General features: G+C 43.5%; 11 protein-coding genes. 9 read left to right on the forward strand and 2 right to left on the reverse strand.

What is annotated here, in order from left to right:
• Positions 1–148 precede the first annotated feature (148 nt).
• The 5 genes from ntrB to ACL6C3_RS17545 all read left to right on the forward strand — a co-directional run bounded on the left by ntrB (position 149) and on the right by ACL6C3_RS17545 (position 10024).
• Positions 149–994: a nitrate ABC transporter permease gene (gene ntrB / locus ACL6C3_RS17525; RefSeq protein WP_413160250.1), complete on the forward strand. Its 846-nt coding sequence runs from the start codon at positions 149–151 to the stop codon at positions 992–994.
• 225 nt (positions 995–1219) lie between these two features.
• Positions 1220–3223, forward strand: a complete 2004-nt coding sequence (locus tag ACL6C3_RS17530) for a nitrate ABC transporter ATP-binding protein (protein WP_413160251.1) — start codon at positions 1220–1222, stop codon at positions 3221–3223.
• 252 nt (positions 3224–3475) lie between these two features.
• On the forward strand, positions 3476–4312 hold the full coding sequence (locus ACL6C3_RS17535) for a nitrate ABC transporter ATP-binding protein (RefSeq protein WP_413168356.1): 837 nt from the start codon (positions 3476–3478) through the stop codon (positions 4310–4312).
• 162 nt (positions 4313–4474) lie between these two features.
• The gene (locus tag ACL6C3_RS17540; protein ID WP_413160253.1) at positions 4475–9421 is read left to right on the forward strand and encodes an AAA family ATPase; all 4947 of its coding nucleotides are present in this window, start codon (positions 4475–4477) and stop codon (positions 9419–9421) included.
• Positions 9422–9445: 24 nt separating this feature from the next.
• Entirely contained in the window at positions 9446–10024 is a 579-nt protein-coding gene (locus ACL6C3_RS17545; RefSeq protein WP_413160255.1) for a sensor histidine kinase, read from the forward strand.
• A 6-nt stretch (positions 10025–10030) separates the two neighbouring features.
• Here ACL6C3_RS17545 and ACL6C3_RS17550 read toward each other — a convergent pair whose 3' ends face one another.
• The gene (locus ACL6C3_RS17550) at positions 10031–11293 is read right to left on the reverse strand and encodes a YihY/virulence factor BrkB family protein (protein WP_413160257.1); all 1263 of its coding nucleotides are present in this window, start codon (positions 11291–11293) and stop codon (positions 10031–10033) included.
• A 67-nt stretch (positions 11294–11360) separates the two neighbouring features.
• On the opposite strand from ACL6C3_RS17550, the gene ACL6C3_RS17555 reads away from it, so the two are divergent.
• A complete protein-coding gene (locus ACL6C3_RS17555) occupies positions 11361–11987 on the forward strand; it encodes a hypothetical protein (RefSeq protein WP_413160259.1) in 627 nt (208 codons plus the stop codon).
• Positions 11988–11999: 12 nt separating this feature from the next.
• On the opposite strand, the gene thrC is transcribed toward ACL6C3_RS17555, so the two are convergent.
• Entirely contained in the window at positions 12000–13091 is a 1092-nt protein-coding gene (thrC, locus tag ACL6C3_RS17560; protein WP_413160260.1) for a threonine synthase, read from the reverse strand.
• Between the two features lie 272 nt (positions 13092–13363).
• Here thrC and ACL6C3_RS17565 point away from each other — a divergent pair, with 272 nt between their 5' ends.
• The 3 genes from ACL6C3_RS17565 to ACL6C3_RS17575 all read left to right on the forward strand — a co-directional run bounded on the left by ACL6C3_RS17565 (position 13364) and on the right by ACL6C3_RS17575 (position 15841).
• Entirely contained in the window at positions 13364–13633 is a 270-nt protein-coding gene (locus ACL6C3_RS17565) for a hypothetical protein (RefSeq protein ID WP_413160262.1), read from the forward strand.
• A gap of 308 nt (positions 13634–13941) precedes the next feature.
• Entirely contained in the window at positions 13942–14985 is a 1044-nt protein-coding gene (locus ACL6C3_RS17570) for a fatty acid desaturase (protein ID WP_413160264.1), read from the forward strand.
• Positions 14986–15100: 115 nt separating this feature from the next.
• On the forward strand, positions 15101–15841 hold the full coding sequence (locus ACL6C3_RS17575; RefSeq protein ID WP_413168357.1) for a Uma2 family endonuclease: 741 nt from the start codon (positions 15101–15103) through the stop codon (positions 15839–15841).
• Positions 15842–15896 lie beyond the last annotated feature (55 nt).

The raw sequence follows: 15896 nt of genomic DNA on the forward strand, positions 1-15896 counted from the left end.
CCCAATTTAATTCAATTCAATCTTTCTGAACTAGAGGGGTCAGAAAAGAGAAGAATTGGTTAACTTTAAAAAGTCTAAAGAAACCCCTCTGATTGTAGCATTAAACTTACCAAATCTCAACCCTTAAAAACCAAGGAGTTTCAAGACCATGACGAGCACTATTGGAAATAAACCAACCGGAAATAGTCCTGTTGATTCTATTCTTTCTTACTGGAAAAAACATTCTAAAGATATTCTTCCTCCCCTGATCGGAATTTTGTCCTTTCTGGCTATCTGGCAACTGCTTTCATCGACGGGAATCACTCGTCTACCGGGGCCTCTGAGCGTGTGGACAAACGAACGGACTCGGATTTTATTAATGTATCCGTTTTACGATCGGGGGGGATTAGATAAAGGTTTATTTTGGCAAACTTTAGCCAGTTTAATGCGTGTGGCTCAAGGTTATTCTCTCGCGGCAATCGTGGGGATTAGTACGGGCATTTTAGTCGGTACAAACCCGGTGATTGACAAAGCCTTAGATCCGATTTTTCAGTTCTTACGAATGGTTGCACCGTTGGCGTGGGTTCCAATTGCCCTCGTTGCCCTCCAACAAAACCAACCTGCGGCGATCTTCGTAATCTTTATTACCTGCGTTTGGCCGATTTTAATTAACACCAAAGAAGGCGTTAAACAAATCCCCGAAGATTACAATAACGTCGCCCGTGTTTTACAACTCACTCGCAAAGAATATTATATCAATATTCTCTTTCCTTCCGCTTTACCCTACATCTTTACAGGTTTGAGAATTGCGATCGGTTTGGCGTGGTTGGCGATTATTGCGGCGGAAATTGTCATGTCAGGTATTGTCGGAATTGGCTTCTTTATTTGGGATGCTTACCAACAAAACTACATCAGTGAAATTATCTTAGCCGTCATTTATATCGGTGGTGTAGGTTTATTACTCGATCGCAGTGTGGCTTGGTTACAACAAGCGATCATTCCCGGACAGAAATAATTGATAAGTTCAGAAGTTCAGGAGTTTAGAAGTTGCTCTGTTCATTCTTAATTCTGTCCCCCAACTCAGGATTTGGAATGTGAAGTTAAACGCTTCAGGATTTATCGAAATAAGTCCGTAGTTGCGCTTTAAAACCTCAGCATTCTTTGAAAAAACAGGTGAGGGCGTATGCCATACGCCCCTACTAAAAACGATTCATCAAACCAAAAACTCACAGAAAAAACGATGGAAACATTAATTGATGTCGAACAACTGGGTAAAACCTTTCCCCTATCCGGCGGAGGAGAATATATCGCCCTCAAAGGAATAGATCTGCAAATCAAAGTGGGTGAATTTATCTCCTTAATTGGTCACTCCGGCTGTGGAAAATCAACCCTGTTAAATATGGTCGCCGGGTTAGATCATCCCACCGAAGGAATTGTCACCATCGAAGGACAACGCATCACCCAACCCGGCCCCGATCGCATGGTTGTATTCCAAAACTATTCCTTGCTTCCCTGGCGGACAGTCCGCGAAAATATTGCTCTAGCCGTCAACTCGGTGATGGAGGGAATGCCGGCCGGAGAACGTCGCGGCATCATCGAAAGCCACATCGATCTGGTGGGACTGCGACACGCCGTTGATAAATACCCCGCCCAACTCTCCGGGGGGATGAAACAGCGGGTGGCGATCGCCCGTGCTTTGGCCCTGCGCCCGAAACTCCTGCTTCTCGATGAACCCTTCGGGGCGTTAGATGCCCTGACTCGGGGGAACTTGCAGGAACAACTGATGAAAATTTGCCAAGAAAACTGCATTACCGCCTTGATGGTGACGCACGATGTCGATGAAGCGGTGTTATTATCCGATCGGATTGTGATGTTGACCAACGGGCCGAAATCGAATATCGGTCAAATTTTAGAAGTCGATATTCCCCGCCCCCGCAAACGGATGCAAGTGGTAGAACATCCCAGTTACTACAGTCTCCGCAGCGAGATGATCTACTTCCTCAACCAACAAAAACGCATCAAAAAAATGCGGGCCAGAAAAACTGCTGCGATCGCCCGTCACGGCTTAGAAAAAGTTAACCTCGATATTGGCTTCGTTCCCCTGAGTGCCTGTGCGCCCCTGGCGGTTGCCAAAGAAAAAGGATTGTTTGCCAAACACGGTCTTGATGAAGTCAGCCTGGTGCGCGAAACCAGTTGGCGAGGAATTAGCGATGGGATGGTGGGCGGCTACTTAGATGCGGGGCAAATGCCCTCAGGAATGCCCCTGTGGTTGAGTTTGGGGGGCTACAACGAAAAACCGATCGCCGTTGTTACCGCCCTCACCATGACCCGCAACGGTAACGCCATTACCCTGTGTCGCCGCTTTTATGACCAAGGCATTCGCACCTTGGCCGACTTCCGCAAAATGTTGCTGTCTTCGAGAGGCGAACCCCACCGGATGGGAATGGTGCATCCGGCTTCTATGCACAACCTATTGTTGCGGTACTGGTTGGCATCAGGGGGTATTGATCCCGATATCGATGTCAACCTGCAAACCATTCCCCCGGCGCAAATGGTGGTAGACTTGAAAGCCGGCAGTATTGATGGATTCTGTGTCGGTGAACCCTGGAACCTGCGGGCGTCGAAGGAAAATGTCGGGTTTATCGTGGCGACGGATTTGGAAATTTGGCCCGGACATCCCGGTAAGGTGTTGGGTGTGCGCGAAGACTGGGCGAATACTTATCCGAATACTCACATTGCTTTGGTCAAGGCGCTGTTAGAAGCCGGACAATATTGTGCAGATCCGGCAAATAGTGAAGAAATTCGTCATATTCTCGCCAGTCGGGAATATGTGGGAACTCCGATAGAGTACATTCAACTCCAGGAATCGGAAGCGGCTAGCTGTCCTTTGGATTCTACCCTATCTTCCTTTGCTCATCATCTGTTTTTTGGCAACGGCGTTAACCGTCCGAGTCGTACAGAGCAACTTTGGCACATGGTACAGATGGCCCGTTGGGGGCATACTCCCTTTCCTCGGAACTGGGTGGAAATTCTCGAACGCATTTGTGAGGTTGGGGTGTTTAGTACAGCCGCTCGTGAATTGGGCTTGTCTGAAATTAGTTATACTCGCGGTGAAATTAAGTTGTTTGATGGTACTCGTTTTACAACAGAAGATCCCCTCGGTTATCTCAATAGTTTAGCGATTAAACGAGATTTCACGATGGCTGAAATTCATCTCGATTCTCCACGACGCACAGCGGCTTAACAGTGAACAGTGATCAGTGATCAGTGACCAGTGAAAACAGGGAACAGGGTTTTCAGTAACCCGTGACCGACCAAGTGACCGGTGATAACTGATAACTGTAAAAACTGGTCACTTCATAACTGATAACTGATATGAATCCGCCCTTTTTCCCACACAACCGAAATTCATCCACGATTTGCACCGAGTCAAAAAATTAGTAACAATCTCAGGTATTATTCTATGAACACACCCGTTAGGAGTCCTCAACGGACAATGGTCTCTCAAACTAAAGTTTCCGTCAAACCCCAAACGAATCCTCAAGCTTTTTTGAGCTTTGAAAATGTCTCCAAAATTTATCCTACTCCGAAAGGTCCTTATACGGTTTTAGAAAATATTAACTTCACGGTAGACGAAGGTGAATTTATCTGTGTAATTGGTCACTCCGGTTGCGGAAAATCAACGCTTTTGAATATGGTTTCCGGGTTTAATCAACCCACTCACGGCAGGGTTTTGTTAGAGGGTGAAGTGATTAAAGTACCTGGCCCGGATCGAATGGTGGTGTTTCAAAACTATGCGTTATTGCCCTGGCGTAGTGTTTTTGATAATGTTTATTTAGCGGTTAATGCGGTTTATCCCGATATGCCAGAAGCAGTAAAACGGGCAGTTGTTCGAGATCATTTGGCTTTAGTTGGACTGGCTGAAGCGGCTGATAAAAAACCCACTCAAATTTCGGGGGGAATGAAACAACGGGCGGCGATCGCCCGGGCGTTAGCGATTCGTCCTGAGGTGTTGATTTTAGATGAACCGTTTGGGGCGTTAGATGCGATTACCAAAGAAGAATTGCAGGAAGAATTGCTGAAAATTTGGAACGATCATCGCTGTACGGTGTTGATGATTACTCACGATATTGATGAAGCTTTATTCCTGGCGAATCGCTTGGTAATGATGACAAATGGGCCTCATGCAACGATTGGCGAAGTGTTAGAAATTCCCTTTGAACGTCCTCGCGATCGCACTCAAATCATGGAAGATCCGGTGTATTATGATCTTCGCAACTATGCGTTAGATTTCCTTTATAATCGGTTTGCTCACGATGATGATGCGCCTTAAATAAGTTTAAACTGTCTTGAGTCAGCTTAATATTTTTTCACGGTAGGGGAGGAGTTAACCTCCTCTACCTTTAATTTTAAGCGATCGCGCCCCTGGCAACCCGAAAAAGTTTTCTCAGGAGTTCACTAAAATAATAATATTGACTTCTGGGATTAATGTTTTATGAAACCCGTCACTGGCTACCACTTCCACAAGCAAATTTATGTCAGCTTCCGTACATTAATTTATCGTGGGTTCCGAGAAGCGGATCAAAAACCGGTGGTTGTCAAACTCTGTCGTCATCTCTATCCAACTTTTAGTGAACTGGCTCAATATCGTAACGCTTACGCCTTAATCGCCCATTTAGATTTACCGGGAGTGGTGAAAATGTTGGCTCTCGAACCCGTCGATCAACGTTTAATGTTGGTGATGGAAGATTTTGGCGGAATTTCTTTGAGCCAATACCTGAATCAACGGGGTATTCACTGGGGAAATGATACCAATAGTTTAACAGAATTTCTGCAAATTGCGCTACAACTGGCGGAAATTTTAGAACAGTTGCACCACCATCAAATTATTCATAAAGATATTAAACCTCACAATATTATTATAAATCCTCAAACTCAAAAGATTCAACTGATTGACTTTAGTTGTGGGTCCCAACTCCCCAAACAAATCGCCGAAATTCGCAGCCCTAATCGTTTAGAAGGAACACTGGCTTATCTGTCACCGGAACAAACCGGACGGATGAACCGAGGAATTGATTATCGCAGCGATTTCTATTCCCTTGGGGTGACGTTTTATCAGTTGTTAACCGGTCAACTCCCCTTTATTGCTAACGATCCAATGGAGTTGATTCACAGTCATATTGCTCGTGAACCCAGACCGCTGAGTGAACTCAATTCTAATCTTCCTGAAGCGATTAATGCTCTGGTCTTGAAGTTGATGTCAAAAATGCCAGAATCTCGATATCAAACTGCATTGGGATTGAAAAAAGATTTACAAAAATGTTTGTCATTGTTGCAAAAAACAGGTGCGATAGAAACTTTTTATTTGGCTAAAAACGAAGTTAACGACCGCTTTTTAATTTCAGAAAAAATTTATGGTCGAGATCGGGAAGTTGAAACCTTATTGGGTGCTTTTGAAAGAGTTGCTGGCTCATCTCAACGAAAAACCAAGCGGGATAAGTCCCGATTAGAATTGATGCTTGTCAGCGGTTTTTCGGGAATTGGAAAGTCAGCTTTAGTTAACGAAATTCACAAACCCATTGTTGAGAAAAAAGGGTATTTTATCTCGGGTAAATTTGACCAATATCAACGAGATATTCCCTTCTCGGCTTGGATTGGTGCTTTACAGAATTTAATCAAGCAGATTTTGAGCGAACCGGAACATAAAGTTGCAGCGATTACCGCAAAATTAAAACAAGCGTTGGGACAAGAAGCACGGGTTTTAGTGGATGTAATTCCCGAGTTAGAACGATTAATCGGCGAACAACCTCCCGTTACCGAACTGTCATTTTCTGCAACTCAAAATCGGTTTAATTTATTATTTCAAAAGTTTATTAGTGTATTTGCTCAAGTCGAACATCCTTTGGTGATTTTTTTGGATGATTTACAATGGGCTGATTTGGCTTCATTGCAGTTAATACAATTGCTGACCGAACTGATCGAACCTTGTTGTTTATTTATTGGTTCCTATCGAGATAATGAAGTCAATTCATCTCATCCTCTGATTCATACCCTTGAAAATATCAATAAATTGGGAGTTCCCGTCAATCAAATTACCTTACAGCCATTATCTGGCTCGGCGTTAAATCAGTTGGTGGCGGATACTTTGAATTGTTCTCTAGAGAAAGCATTACCCCTGACCGAACAGGTTGAATATAAAACTCAAGGAAATCCCTTTTTTGCGGCTCATTTTCTGAAATATATTCAGGCGGAAGGATTGATTTTTTATAATTTAAAACAAGAGGAATGGCAATATAAACTGAACCCGATTCAAGTTTTAGCTGAAAATCGAGATATTATTGAATTAATTGCGATTCAGCTTAAAAAGTTACCCCAAGAAAGCCTGGAAGTTTTGCAGCTTGCCGCTTGTATGGGGAACCAATTTGATTTGGCAACCTTGGCAATTATTTCAGATAAAACTCGGTCAGAAGCGGCTTCATTCTTGTGGATAGCCTTACAAGAAGGGTTAATTTTACCCGAAGATGAAACCTATAAATTTTATCAGCTAGACGGCGATGATAGCCTACAATTAACTCTTCAACAACAGTATAATCCGAGTTATCATTTTTTACACGACCGAGTTCAACAAGCGGCTTATTCGCTAATTCCAGAAGACCAAAAAGCCTCGATTCATCTGAATATGGGTAGGCTTTTATTACAGAGTTTTTCCTCGGACTCTCAAGAAGAAAAAATTTTTGATATCGTCAATCATTTGAATCAGGGAAAACACATCCTGTCTACAACAACAGAAAAGGTAGAACTGGCCCAATTAAATTTAAAATCCGCTCAAAAAGCCAAGAATTCTACAGCGTATGCGGCCGCCATGAATTATGCAGAAGTCGGACTGGAGTTGATTGCATCTCAAGGGTGGAATAAATGCTCTGAATTAACCTATAAACTCCATGTAGAAGCGGTTGAAACTGCCTTTTTAAAAGGAGATTTAGAGCGCATGGATCATTTGATTGAAATTGTACTAAAACACACAGAAAATCCCTTAAAAAAAGTCAAGGTTTATGAAGTGTTAATTCAATCTCTTGCGGCTCAAAATAGACTTTTAGAAGCGGTTGAGACAACACTGATTGCTTTAGAACTTTTAGGAATTCATTTACCCAAGCAACCGAGTCAGTCTGACGTGCAGAGAGAAATTAATTACACGCAAATGAAGTTAGCAGAAACTTCAATTGAAAGTCTGGTTCATTTACCTGAAATGACAGAAGAAATACATCTATCTGCAATGCGGCTTCTGGCTAGAGTTTGGGGTGCGGCTTATATTTCAGTTCCAAATTTAATGCCGATAACGGTATTAAAACAAGTTAATTTATCTGTTGAACGGGGTAATACGGCAACTTCAGCGTTTGCTTATGCTTCTTATGGCTTGATTTTGTGTGGACAAGAAAATAAAATTGAAGAAGGTTATCAGTTTGCTCAATTGGCTCTCCATGTTTTAGAACGCTTTCGAGCGAAAGAACTTAAAACCAAAACTTGGCAGATTATTTACACATTTATCACCCATTGGAAAGAACACTTACGAAACTCATTTTCTCCCCTGTATGAAGTGTATTCTCTGGGAATAGAAACGGGAGAATTAGAAACGGCAGGTTATGCGATTGTTGCCCATTCTTATTATTCTTATTTTGGGGGTGTATCTCTGGTTGAATTAAAAGAAAGCCTGAATATTTATCAAGCTTCTTTAACGAAGATTAAACAAAAAAATTCATTAAATAATATTCAACTTTATCTCAACCACATCTTTAGTTTAATGGAGAGTAGCGATCAACCTCTGAATTCTTTCATGCAACGGCAGGAGGATGAGGAAAAAATTCTATCTCTTTATCAATCCAATAATGATCTTTACGCTTTGGCAAACTTTTATATATTAAAAGCCATTTTGTATTATTTGTTTTTACAGCCAGAAGAAGCTGTAATTTTGTTAGAAAATGCGGAACCCTTTCTCGAAGGTGTAGTTGGACAACCTTGGATACCTGTTTTCTATTTCTACAGTTGTTTGGCTCAGTTAGCGGTGTATTCTAGTGCGTCTTCAACTCAACAGCAAAAAATTGAAACTACAGTGATTCAATTTCAGGAAAAAATACAAAACTGGGCGGATCACGCTCCGATGAACTACTTGCATAAATACCATTTGGTCGAAGCCGAATTTTATCGCGTTCAAGGGCAAAAAATAGAAGCTATTGAAGCTTTTGATCGGGCTATTAGTTTGGCAAAAGAAAATCAATACATTCAAGAAGAAGCGCTCGCCAACGAACTCGCAGCAAGATTTTATTTGAACTGGGGAAAAACTAAAGTTGCTCAAACTTATTTGATCGAAGCTTACTATGGTTATATTGCTTGGGGAGCAACAGCAAAAGTTCAACATCTAGAACAACATTATCCGGAATTACTCGCTCCGATTTTAGTTCGGGATAATGAAGGCGAGGATCTTCTCAGTTATAGTTCAATTTCATCAACTGGATGTTCAAGCAATTCTACCAGTAGTAGAACCTACAGTTTTCTGGATTCAACCACAGTCATAAAAGCGTGTCAAGCCCTTTCGAGCGAGATTAAATTAGAGAATCTACTTTCAACTTTAATGCAATTGGCAATTGAAAATGCCGGGGCGCAAAAATGTGCTTTAATCGAATACAAAGAGGAGCAGTTAATCTTAGAAGCGATCGCCTATGCTCCCCCTCGTTCTTCACGGGATCAATCTGGGTCATTAGAATCTTTTCAGCACCTTTCTGTAGAGATAGAAAACTGCACCAAAATTCCCCAAGCATTAATTCATTATGTTTGGCGAACTTCAGATGCTTTGGTCTTTGAAGATGCAGCCACCCAAGCCAGTTGGATGAACGATGTTTACTTAGAACAGCAAAAACCGAAGTCCGTTTTATGTTGTCCTATTGCCAAGCAAAATCAAATTATTGGAATTTTGTATTTAGAAAATAACTTAATCACGGCTGCTTTCACTCCCGAACGTTTAGAAATTTTAGAGTTAATTACAACTCAAGCCGCCATCTCTTTAGAAAATGCTCGACTCTACGAAAATTTAACAACAGCCAAAGCCGAATTAGAAACCGCCAACCAAACTCTCGAACAAAAAGTAGAGCAACGAACTCAAGAACTCCATGAAAAAAATCAAGATTTAGCCAACACGTTGAAACGCTTAAAACAAACCCAAGCCCAACTCATTCAGACGGAAAAAATGTCGAGTTTAGGACAGTTAGTGGCGGGGGTGGCTCACGAAATTAATAATCCGGTTAACTTTATTTATGGTAATATTGCCCACGCTCAAGAATATGCAGAAGATTTATTAAATGTGATTGAGGCTTATCAGCAGTGTTATCCCGAACCGGATGCCTTTATTCAAAATATCATTGAACAAGTTGATTTAGAGTTTTTAATTTAAGACTTACCAAAACTGTTAAATTCGATGCAAGTAGGAGCAATTAGAATCAAAGAAATTGTTGAATCTTTACGAAATTTTTCTCGGTTAGATGAAGCGGATGTAAAATTAGTTAATATCCATGATGGCATTGACTCAACTTTAATGATTCTGCACAATAACCTGAAAGCAAAACCCGATGCTCCCGCTATTGAAGTGATAAAAAACTATGGAAATTTGCCGAAAATCGAGTGTTATCCGGGGCAGCTTAATCAGGTCTTGATGAATATTATTTCTAATGGAATTGATGCCCTGAGAAGCAGACAACAAAAGCCTGACGTACCCCCACAAATGACCATTACGACAGAAACAACAATCAATAAAACGGTGCGAATTCGCATCGCTGACAACGGCATCGGCATGAGCGAACAGGTACAAAAACAGATTTTCGATCCGTTTTTTACCACCAAACCCGTTGGGAAAGGAACGGGATTGGGTTTGGCAATTAGTTATCAAATTGTCGTCGAACGTCACCGAGGTCAATTAAATTGTATTTCAACATTGGGCGAAGGTACAGAATTTATCATTGAAATTCCGCAGCGACAGTCCGATGCAAATCAAGTCTAATCGGGTTCAGGGAAGATTTGCCGGAGGAAGTCTGGGGATAGATTTTCGGCGTTGCATGGCTTCGCCGACGGTAACATTAACTTGAGCGCCGATCAGCATAATCAACGAACTAATATAAAGCCACAACAGCAAAATAATAAACGCTCCAATCGCGCCGTAAGTGAGGTTATAATTGCCAAAATGGGCAACATACAGGCGAAATAAATTAGAAATCACCGCCCAAGAAATCGCGGCTAAAATTGCTCCGGGAACAATCGGCGTTTCCGCTTTTCGTTGGCTCGGGCCAAAGCGATAAATCAAGGCAAAATTGGTCGCCATAATGCCCAAAGCGATCGGCCATCGCAACTGTCTCCAGGTGCTAGGTAGGGTTTTAACGAGCAAACATTGCTGTACGGGCGGTTGTTCGAGACAGTCTTTAATTTGATCGAGGGGACAGGTTCCCACAGTTTCGAGAATACAACTTTTTCGGGCGAGAATTTCAACGGCGACATCGCTAATAAACACCAACCCGCAGGCGACTATTAGTAATAAAATACTACCCACCGCCAAACCAATGGCAATTAACCGATTTTCCCAAAAGGGTCGCAGGCGATGTTTCGGGACTCGATGGATGTGGTTGAGGGCCACCATCGCCGAACCAATCACCGCAGAAAACAGCCAAATGGAAATCAGAAAACTAAAGGAAAACACCTCTTCGCTGCTGTTGATCAGCATTCGTTCCCAAACACTGGCAATTTGAATTTGAACTTCTTGGGGAACAACAACAGCCACAAGGCTTGCCATTTCCTCAAGGGTATTCTGCAACGAGTTTGATAAACTGATCGCCGCAATAATCGCCAGCAACGCCGGAAACAGCGCCAAGGTGGAATTATAAGCCATTTCTGCCGAAAGACCATTCAGGCGTTGCTCGGCGGTGCTGATGGCAACTTGCTTAATTGTTGTCCAGTTGATATAAAGAAAAAAGCCAAAAAAGCGGAAAATTCGCGCCCGGATTTTTCCGAAAATTTTGGTCAGGTAGCGGTAGAGAAGGATCAGAAAATCTGCCGTTTTCTCGGCCGCCTCCTCAAGAGAAGTCTTGAGTTGAGCGTGAGATAAGGTTTGTTGCAATTTTGCTTGGTTAAACTCAGATGAGATCCCAAACAGTCGAAGCATTTGTTTAAATAAGGTGTTGAGCAGCGCCCAAACCCCGCAAAATAGAGCAACTAAGAGATTGGCGACTAGCTCCGCCAGCCGTTCGACGAGCCGATGAATCGAGATCAGGTTGAACACAGGCCGTTGTCTTAAACTATCCTCATTTTAAAATGTGATTATTAAACAGTCCCCAGAAAATTTTGATATGGCTCAGGATGTCCGGCAATGGTTAGATGAAATCAAACGATTAAAGCAGCAGTTGACGCAGGTGCAGCGCGATCACGATGCGGCCCTCGACAGCGCTAACCAGTGGCGTCAGCTTTATAGTACCGAAGCTCAACAACGGCGCGAAGAAGCCAAACGCCATCAAGAGATGATTGCCAGTTTGCGATCGCAGCTTGAACAGTTACAACAAAAGTTTTCGATACCGACCAGTGAAATTGTATCGAAGGTGGCGATCAACCGGGAGATCGAGCGACTGGCTTCTGAGGATGAGTTAAAGGCGAAATTAGTCGAAGTGATGCTCGAACGCGATCGCGCTCGGGAGCAAGTTCGTCAGTTAAACGAGTCTCTCGAACAGGAAAAGGCTAATCATTTGCAAACCCGCAACAGTTTAACAACGGCTTTGGGCGATACGGTTGATCTGTTAACCAAAGCCCAAGGTCAATCCCCCTCGGCCGATCCGGTTCAAAAGAAGCCGAAACTGGAACTGTTGCCACCCGAGGCCTTCGAGGAGAACTCCTCCCAATGGGTTCAACTCCCGGAAGGCACTCAACTGCCTTTACCTCAGCTTCCCCCGATGGATGAGTCTACCCCGGAGTCTGAGGATTAGACCGTTGGGTTTTTACAATCCCATGACTTTGGCGACGGTTTCGATATCGGGGGCAATTCCCTGTTTGAAGGGGTTGTTGCTGTGTTCGATCGCGGTGCCGGGATCTTTTAGGCCGTTTCCGGTGAGGACGCAGACAATGGTTGCACCGGTTGGCACTTGCTCTTTGACTTTGAGCAAACCGGCGACAGAAGCGGCGCTGGCGGGTTCGCAGAATATCCCTTCTTCTGAGGCCAAAAGCCGATAAGCGGCTAAAATTTCTTCATCGGTGACAGCCGAAAAACTTCCCTGACTGGCTTGTTGGGCGGCGATCGCCAGGTTCCAACTGGCGGGGTTGCCGATGCGGATGGCGGTGGCCAGGGTTTCCGGTGCGGCGATCGGATGACCTTGGACGATGGGGGCGGCACCGGCGGCCTGAAATCCCATCATTTGGGGAAGGCGGGTGCAACGGTTCTCGCTGTGATATTGACAAAATCCCATCCAGTAGGCGGAAATATTGCCGGCGTTGCCGACGGGGATACAGAGCCAGTCGGGAGCATCGCCCAAAGCATCGACCACTTCAAAGGCTCCGGTTTTTTGACCTTCTAAGCGGTAAGGGTTGACGGAATTGACTAATTTGACCGGATAATGTTCGGAGACGTCCCGGACGATGTTTAAGGCTTGGTCAAAGTTCCCTTGAATGGCCAAGACTTCGGCGCCGTAGAGCAGGGCTTGGGCGAGTTTTCCCATCGCCACGTAACCATCGGGAATTAACACAAAGGCTTTTAATCCGGCTCGTCGGGCATAGGCGGCCGCCGATGCGGAGGTGTTTCCGGTACTGGCGCAGATGACGGCCTGACATCCTTCTTCCTTGGCTTTGGAAATGGCCATTGTCATCCCCCGATCTTTGAAGCTGCCTGTGGGGTTGAGTCCGTCGTATTTGACGAAAACTTGCACCTGTTTGCCGATGATCTGGGCAACGGAAGGAACCGGAAGTAGAGGCGTATTTCCTTCTTGTAAGGTGACAACGGGTGTTGCTTCGGAGACCGGGAGGTAGGGGCGGTACGTTTCAATTAAACCAGGCCAGTTCTTCAGTTGAACTTGATTCGGCGATAGAGTCAGCGTCATCTCGATTTTGGGTTTGATTTACTCGGAAAAAAAGTTGACAAATCCAATTTTATATGATACAAGTCAACCGTTGTATTTGGGAGAATTAGAATCCTCGATCAGTTGACAGAACAGGGGGTTAAATGGGATTCTTAATCCCAGTTTACCGTGTTTATTACAACTGATTAGAAAAACAAAACGATTTTTTACTGCTCTTAATCAGAGTTTACGTTTAGGTTACGGTATAGTTAAATCTCGTAAGTAAATATATTCAGATGCCTAGTCAACTGCTGATGTCAACACAATCATCTACTCTATCGCGGCCCGAGAACTTGGATGCAACGGTAAAACAGGCTAGCCGTTCTTCAAACTCCTCTGCTTCTAGCTCCCTTCAACTAGGTTTGATCAAGTGTCCGTACAATGTCGATCAGCAAGTGAAACTGCTTCACCTGCAAGCCGAGGTGGACACGCTGTTGTTACAACTGCAAACCCTAAAGCAGCAACGCTTGACGGCTCCCGTCGGTGAGGATCTCAACGCCAGATCCCGGCAAAACCAACACTAAACCAACACTAAAGGTATAATTTGATTGAGCAAATCCCATTACTCTTGTAAACTGGGAGAGGGCAACAAAGTATCACCCGTGTCACCTGATTTTAAATCACAGGTCAAATCGGGTAAATCCCTACGATCTTTGCTGAGAACAGTAGGGAAACACATCTGCTATTACTTTTGAGCTTGAATGTCAAGCCTTTAATTCCCCTCGGGGAGTTAGAGTCTTTTCCAGGGTTAATATTCCTGGCAATTGAAAACTGTTTAAAAACGCACCAACTCTAGAGTTTGGTGTGAGGATTTTACTGAGAAAAATCATCCATGACCCTATCTATTGAAAGTCCAGAGAGTCTAAAATCGACTCAGAACCTGTCCGATCTGCGTTTGAGAGATATTATAAAAACCCTACCTCGTGAAGTTTTCATTAAAGACAAACGCAAGGCTTGGAGTATGGTTATTATCAATGTTAGTCTTGTGATTTTAGGCTACATTGCGATCGCCTTATCTCCCTGGTTTTTACTTCCTATAGCTTGGATTTTCACCGGCACTGCATTGACCGGTTTTTTTGTGATTGGCCATGACTGCGGCCACCGTTCTTTTGCCAATCGTCGTTGGGTGAATGACTTGGTAGGTCATTTGGTCTTCTTACCCCTCATTTATCCGTTTCATGGGTGGAGAATTGGCCACAATCACCACCACAAACACACCAATAAAATGGGTGAAGACAATGCGTGGCACCCCTGGACTCCTGAAGTCTACGAAAACTTTAATCCGGCGATTCAAGTTGTCTATCAATTTGTTCGAGGACGGTTATGGTGGATGGCTTCTATTTTACACTGGGCTAATGTCCATTTTTACTGGCCAGAATATGAAGGCAAACAGCGAGAACAGGTGAAGTTTTCCGCTTTAGTGGTGATTGGATTTGCGGCGATTGCCTTTCCGACTTTAATCGCAACCACAGGGATTTGGGGATTCGTCAAATTTTGGTTATTGCCTTGGTTGGTTTACCATTTCTGGATGAGTACCTTTACTTTAGTTCACCACACTTTCCCCGATATTCAGTTTAGCACTCCCGACAAGTGGCACGAAGCAACCGCCCAATTACACGGAAGCGTTCACTGCAATTATCCGGGTTGGGTTGAGTTTATGTGTCACGATATTAACGTTCACGTTCCCCACCACATTTCTAGCGCAATTCCATCTTATAACCTGCGTGCCGCCTACAGCAGCATCAAAGAAAATTGGGAAGAATATCTCTATCCCGAACAGAATTTTTCTTGGGAATTGATGAAAGAAATCACCGATCAATGTCACCTTTACGACGAAGAAAAGTGTTATCAATCTTTCAAAGAATACTACAGATAAAATCTTGATTGAAAATGAATTCTAGAGGCGTTCTCCCCGAACGTCTTTTTTTTGGCTAACTTTTAGCCGTTTGTACGGGTTAAAATGAATATCAATAGGATACAACCCAGTGGCTATGGTTTCTCAAGCAACCCCATCTGCAAACGAAATCTTCTATCCCGATTGTGATGGTCAACCGATGGCAAATAACACCATTCAGTTTCGTTGGATTTTAGTCATCGAACAAAATCTAGACTGGCTATTTAGCGACGATCCCAACGTTTTTGTTGCGGGAGATTTGTTTTGGTATCCCATCGAAGGCAATAATACCATAAATAATGCACCGGATGTTATGGTTGTTTTTGGTAGACCCAAAGGCGATAGACGTTCCTATAAACAATGGGAAGAAGCGGGAATTGCACCCCAAGTGGTATTTGAAATTTTGTCTCCGAGTAATTCTCGCCTGGAAATGGATCGAAAGTTGCTCTTTTATGAGCGTTACGGTGTAGAAGAATATTATATTTATAATCCCGATAATCAGCAGCTTCACGGTTGGTTGCGGGGAGAATACGGACTCGAAATCATCGAACCGATAGAAAATTGGGTGAGTCCAAGAATGGGGATTCGGTTTGATTTATCCGGTGAAGAACTGCAAATTTATCGATTGGATAATACACCGTTTTATTCTTATAATGAAGTCCGTCAAATGTTAGAACAAGAACGACTTCGTGCAGAACAAGAACGACTTCGTGCAGAACAAGCAGAACAAGCCAGACGAGATGCTATTCCTCGATTATTAGGAATGGGTTTAACCGTTGAACAAGTGGCGGAAGCGTTGGGTTTGTCGGTAGAAGAAGTTAATTCAAGAACTGAATAAAAGATATATTAGGAGTTCTATCATGTCCGATTAATCAATTATGATTATGTAGGGG

The sequence above is a fragment of the Capilliphycus salinus ALCB114379 genome, assembly GCF_047276495.1.
GTDB classification, from domain to species: domain Bacteria; phylum Cyanobacteriota; class Cyanobacteriia; order Cyanobacteriales; family Microcoleaceae; genus Capilliphycus; species Capilliphycus salinus.

What these genes read in the sequence shown, in the direction of transcription:
- ntrB (WP_413160250.1), top strand. Translation starts at nt 149, where the DNA reads ATGACGAGCACTATTGGAAATAAACCAACCGGAAATAGTCCTGTTGAT.
- ACL6C3_RS17575 (WP_413168357.1), top strand. Translation starts at nt 15,101, where the DNA reads ATGGTTTCTCAAGCAACCCCATCTGCAAACGAAATCTTCTATCCCGAT.
- ACL6C3_RS17535 (WP_413168356.1), top strand. Translation starts at nt 3,476, where the DNA reads ATGGTCTCTCAAACTAAAGTTTCCGTCAAACCCCAAACGAATCCTCAA.
- ACL6C3_RS17545 (WP_413160255.1), top strand. Translation starts at nt 9,446, where the DNA reads ATGCAAGTAGGAGCAATTAGAATCAAAGAAATTGTTGAATCTTTACGA.
- ACL6C3_RS17540 (WP_413160253.1), top strand. Translation starts at nt 4,475, where the DNA reads ATGAAACCCGTCACTGGCTACCACTTCCACAAGCAAATTTATGTCAGC.
- thrC (WP_413160260.1), bottom strand. Translation starts at nt 13,091, where the DNA reads ATGACGCTGACTCTATCGCCGAATCAAGTTCAACTGAAGAACTGGCCT.
- ACL6C3_RS17565 (WP_413160262.1), top strand. Translation starts at nt 13,364, where the DNA reads ATGTCAACACAATCATCTACTCTATCGCGGCCCGAGAACTTGGATGCA.
- ACL6C3_RS17555 (WP_413160259.1), top strand. Translation starts at nt 11,361, where the DNA reads ATGGCTCAGGATGTCCGGCAATGGTTAGATGAAATCAAACGATTAAAG.
- ACL6C3_RS17530 (WP_413160251.1), top strand. Translation starts at nt 1,220, where the DNA reads ATGGAAACATTAATTGATGTCGAACAACTGGGTAAAACCTTTCCCCTA.
- ACL6C3_RS17570 (WP_413160264.1), top strand. Translation starts at nt 13,942, where the DNA reads ATGACCCTATCTATTGAAAGTCCAGAGAGTCTAAAATCGACTCAGAAC.